Annotated in this window: 1 protein-coding gene; it reads right to left on the bottom strand. The window is 41.2% G+C overall.

Annotation, left to right across the window (positions count from 1 at the left end; translation table 11 throughout):
* Positions 1-4,999 (bottom strand): non-ribosomal peptide synthetase (locus G9G57_RS25145; RefSeq protein WP_164965673.1); only part of this gene is annotated, 4,999 nt, incomplete at its 3' end.
* Between the last annotated feature and the right edge of the window lie 42 nt (positions 5,000-5,041).

Below are 5,041 nucleotides of genomic sequence, written 5' to 3' on the forward strand. Positions count from 1 at the left end.
GTTGGTTTGCCTTTTCGTTTAGCTCCCTATAAGTCAGCTGTTTATCTTCAAACACTACAGCAATATTATTGGGTGTCCGTTCCACCTGTTCCTCAAAAATCTGATGGATGGTCTTTTCCCGAGGGTATCCTGCTTTTGTATTATTAAATTCATATAATATTTGATGTTTTTCGTCTTGTGACAGCATATCAATTTCTAATAGCCTTTTTTCAGGAAAGGCTGCTGCCTCTTCCAATACATTAAGGTAATGGGCAATAAGCCTTATAACTGACTCTTTCTTAAACAACCTGGTAGCATACTCCAATTCAAATACAATACCGTCCTCTGTTTCCTCAGCGTTTAAAGTCAAGTCAAACTTGGATATTCTTACTTCACTGTCATAGGGCATAAACCTTAGCCCATCCATCTTCACTTCTGATGCCTCGATATTTTGCAGTACAAACATAGTATCGAAAAGTGGATTTCTGCCCAGATCCCTTTCCAGGTTAAGCTTATCTACCAGTTCTTCAAATTGGTAATCTTGGTTTTCGTAAGCCCTTAAGGAGTTTTCTCTTACTTCATTAAGGAAGTCCACAAAAGTCTTTCCACCTTGAGGGTGATTCCTCATGGCTAGCGTGTTTACAAACATACCAATAACGTCCTGAAGATCAGTATGCGGCCTTCCTGCAACGGGACTTCCAACTATAATATCTTCCTGTCCGGTGTACTTGGATAAAAGGACATTGTATGAAGCTAAAAGTACCATGTAGAGCGTGGCACCATTATTCACTGCAAGTTTGTTCAGTTTAACAGCAAGCTCCTTGCCTGCTTTGAAACTGATCACATCTCCCTCAAAACTCTGTATAGCTGGCCTAGGGTAGTCTAGCGGCATATTAAGCAAAGGAATTTCTCCTTTGAATACTTGGAGCCAGTATTCTTCCTGCTTACTAATTGTCCCATCAGCAAACAGCCTGTTCTGCCATACGGAAAAATCCTTGTACTGAATCTTAAGTTCCGGAAGTTCCTTACCTTCATACAGGCTCATAAATTCTCTTACCAGTATGTCGTCAGACACCCCGTCAGATATAATATGGTGCTTATCAAACATCATAATATATCTGTCTTCTCCAACTTTTATAAGCCCAACCCTAAGTAAAGGAGCCTTATCAAGGTCAAAGGTCCTAATAAATTCACTGGCTATTTTCGCAGCTCTCTCCTCATCGGTTTCCATATACATAACACTAAAATCCACATTGCTATGGACCTTTTGTACCGGTTTACCATCTATCATATGGAATGAGGTACGGAAAGACTCATGTCTGTCAACAAGCTCCCTAAAAGCCTGTTCAAAGCGCAGTTTATCGAGTTTGCCTTCAATTAGCATAATACCAGGCATGTTGTATGCCATCCCAACTGCGTCAAGCTGGTTTAGAATATACAGCCTTTTCTGGGCGGATGAAATTGGATAGTACTCCATCTCCCCAGCCGGCCCAATAGAATGAAATACACTCTCCTTTGCAATCTTGATGCACTCGGCAACTTCAGACATATTTGGGCTCTTAAATATTTCTTTAAGCGGTATGTTTACATTGAACTCTTTGTGAATCCTGGCAATAAGATTTGCTGCCCTTAAGGAATGTCCCCCCAGCTCAAAGAAATTGTCGTTTCTTCCCACTTTCTCTATACTAAGGATATCCTGCCACAACCCCGCAAGTTTCTCCTCCACTTCACCCAAGGGTGCGACATACTCTATTCCAGCATCGATATTGCCGTCAGGTTTGGGCAATGCCTTCCTATCTATTTTGCCATTGGGAGTCAGCGGCAGCTTTTTTAACTGCATAAAATAGGATGGTATCATATAGTCTGGAAGGTCCTTTAAGAGATGTCCCCTTAGTTCTGCTATTGTTAATTCATTTTCCCCTGCCACATAGGCACACAGATACTTGTTTCCCTTCTGATCTTCCCTTGCAATAACCACTGCTTCCTTTATTGAAACGTGCTTTAGCAGTTGTGCTTCTATTTCCCCCAGCTCTATTCTAAATCCCCTTATCTTTACCTGATGATCTACTCTTCCTAAAAATTCCATATTCCCATCAGACAGCCATCTGGCCAGATCCCCTGTACGATACATTCTTTCCCCTGGTATAAACGGGTTAGGTACAAATTTTTCAGCTGTCAGTTCGGGCCGGTTTAGATATCCCCTTGCAAGCCCTTCTCCCCCTATGCACAACTCACCCAAAACCCCTGTAGGCTGAGGTCTCAAGTGTTTGTCAACAACGTAGTATTTTATATTTTGCATTGGCTTTCCGATAGGTACACTCCCGGATTCCAAATAGCTTCCCAGTCTCTTTTCGTAATAACTGGAATCTATGGTGGACTCAGTAACCCCATAGCTATTAACAACCCGCAGTTTCTCTCCATACCAGGATTGTAATCTTTCATAATCTTCCACAGAGAGAGTATCTGATCCAAGTATAAGCAACTTGAGGCTATCAATAATCAAAGCATTATCATGGATATAATCCATAAGAGGAATAATCAGTGCCGGTGTGGATTCAAAGATGGTTATTTTATGGGTTTTAATAAGTGAATATAATCGTGCAGGATCGTATCTCTCCTCGGATGAACAAATAACCATTTGGCCTCCGTTGAGCAGCGTTCTCGAAACATCTCCCACAAATACATCAAAAGAAAAACTTGCGATTTGCAACAGCTTTACATCCATATCCGCAAGCCTATATTCCTTTTTCCATGCGTAAGATATGTTGACAAGACTTCTATGCTCTATCATGATCCCCTTTGGCTTTCCTGTGGTTCCTGATGTATAAATGACATATGCTAAATTACAAGATTTATTAATGACAGGAAGATTTTCTGTTCTCCCGTTGTAATTCACACAGTCATCAAAGCTTATAATATCAAGATCAAATTTAATTTTTTCTTTATGATGTTCTTGCGTAAGAATAATTCCAGCCAAGCTGTCATCGATCATATATCTGATTCGTTCTTCAGGATATTCGGTGTCTATGGGTAAATACGCGCCTCCTGCTTTAAATACAGCAATTACACCTATTATCATTTCTATGGACCGGTCTACCATTATAGCTACTACACTGTCAGGTTTTAATCCCTTGTCCCTTAAGATCCAAGCCAGTTGATTGGCCTTTTCATTAAGTTCTCCGTAAGTCAAGTATTTATCTTCAAATACTACTGCTATGTTATCAGGCGTCTTTTCCACTTGTTCTTCAAATAGCTCTTGTATGGTCTTATCCTTAGGATATTCTACTTTTGTATCATTGAAGCCATAGATTATTTGCTGTTTTTCCTCCTGGGACAACATATTTATTTCCGACAACCTTTTAAACGGATTTGCGGTTATCTCTTCCAACACGTTAAGGTAATGAGCCGCCAACCTTTTTATAGTCTCTTTTTTGAAAAGCCGAGTACAATATTCAAAGCTAAAAGCCATACCATCTTCACGCTCTATTGCATCAATGGATAGGTCAAATTTTGATATTCTATACTCTAGCCCGTTATTAAAAGGTCTGAAGCTTATACCAGGTACTGCAAATTCTACCTTAGAGGCATTTTGCATGGTAAACATAGTATCAAGCAGTGGGTTTCTGCTCATGTCCCTCTTCAAGTTAAGCTTCTCAACCAGTTCTTCAAATTGGTAATCCTGATTGTCATAAGCCCTTAGAGCGTTTTCTCTTACTTCATTCAAGAATTCTACAAAGGTACTATCTCCCTTGGGGTAATTTCTCATAGCCAAGGTATTTACAAACATACCAAGGATATCCTGCAGGTCTGAATGTGGCCTTCCGGCTATAGGGCTTCCAACGATTATGTCTTCCTGTCCGGTGTGCTTAGACAGCAATATGTTGTATGCCGCGAGCAGTGTCATGTAAAGCGTAGCCCCATTATCCCTTGCAAGCTTGTTTAATTTATTCGTAAGCTCACTGCCTGCTTCAAAGCTAAAAAAATCCCCTTCAAAGCTTTGTATTACAGGCCTTGGATAGTCTAGCGGCATATTCAGTACAGGTATTTCTCCCTGGAATGCTTGGAGCCAGTATTCCTCCTGGCTGCTAATTCCGCCCTCATCAAACAGTTTATTCTGCCATACAGCGTAGTCCTTGTACTGTATCCGAAGTGCTGGAGGGTTGTTTCCTTCATAAAGATCCATAAACTCACGAATCAGTATGTCCATGGAGACACCATCGGATATAATGTGATGCATATCAAACATCATAAGATGCCTGTCTTCTCCCGTTTTTACAAGCTCTACCCTTAGCAGAGGAGCCTTGCCAAGATCAAAAGGTCTGGCAAATTCCCCAGCATACTCTGCGGCTTTTTCTTCGTTAGTTTCAAAGTACATCACGCTGAATTCCACATGGTCATGAACCTTCTGGACCGGGTTACCATCGATCATGTGGAACGATGTTCTAAGAGTCTCATGCCTTTTTACCAACTGCCTGAAGACTTCCTGGAAACGCGCTGTATCAATGCTTCCTTCCAGCAGCATAATACCAGGCATGTTGTATGCTGTCCCTGCCCCTTCAAGCTGGTTTAGTATATACAGCCTTCTTTGTGCAGATGACATAGGGTAGTATTCCATTTCTCCTGCCGGTTGGATTGACTGATATAGGCTCTCCTTTGAGTCTTTAATATATCTGGCAATTTCTAAGATGGTTGGTGTCTTGAATATTTCCTTAAGAGGTATGTCTATATTGAACTCTTTGTGAATTCTTGCTACAAGGCTTGTTGCCTTTAACGAGTGTCCCCCAAGCATAAAAAAGTTATCATTTCTTCCTACCTTCTCTATTCCAAGGATATCCCGCCACAACAGCGCAAGTTTCTCCTCTATTTCTCCCGAAGGTACTACGTATTCTACGCCGGTATTAACATTGCTATCGAGCACAGGCAATGCTTTCCTGTCTATTTTTCCATTAGGGGTCAATGGCAGCTTTTCCATCCGCACAAAGTAGGAAGGGATCATGTAGTCCGGGAGCTCTTTTGACAAGTGTTCCCTCATCCCCTGTACGGTTATTTCTTGATCCGGTAC

The sequence above is a fragment of the Paenibacillus sp. EKM211P genome, from assembly GCF_011066175.1.
In the GTDB taxonomy this organism is placed as follows: Bacteria; Bacillota; Bacilli; order Paenibacillales; family Paenibacillaceae; genus Paenibacillus; species Paenibacillus polymyxa.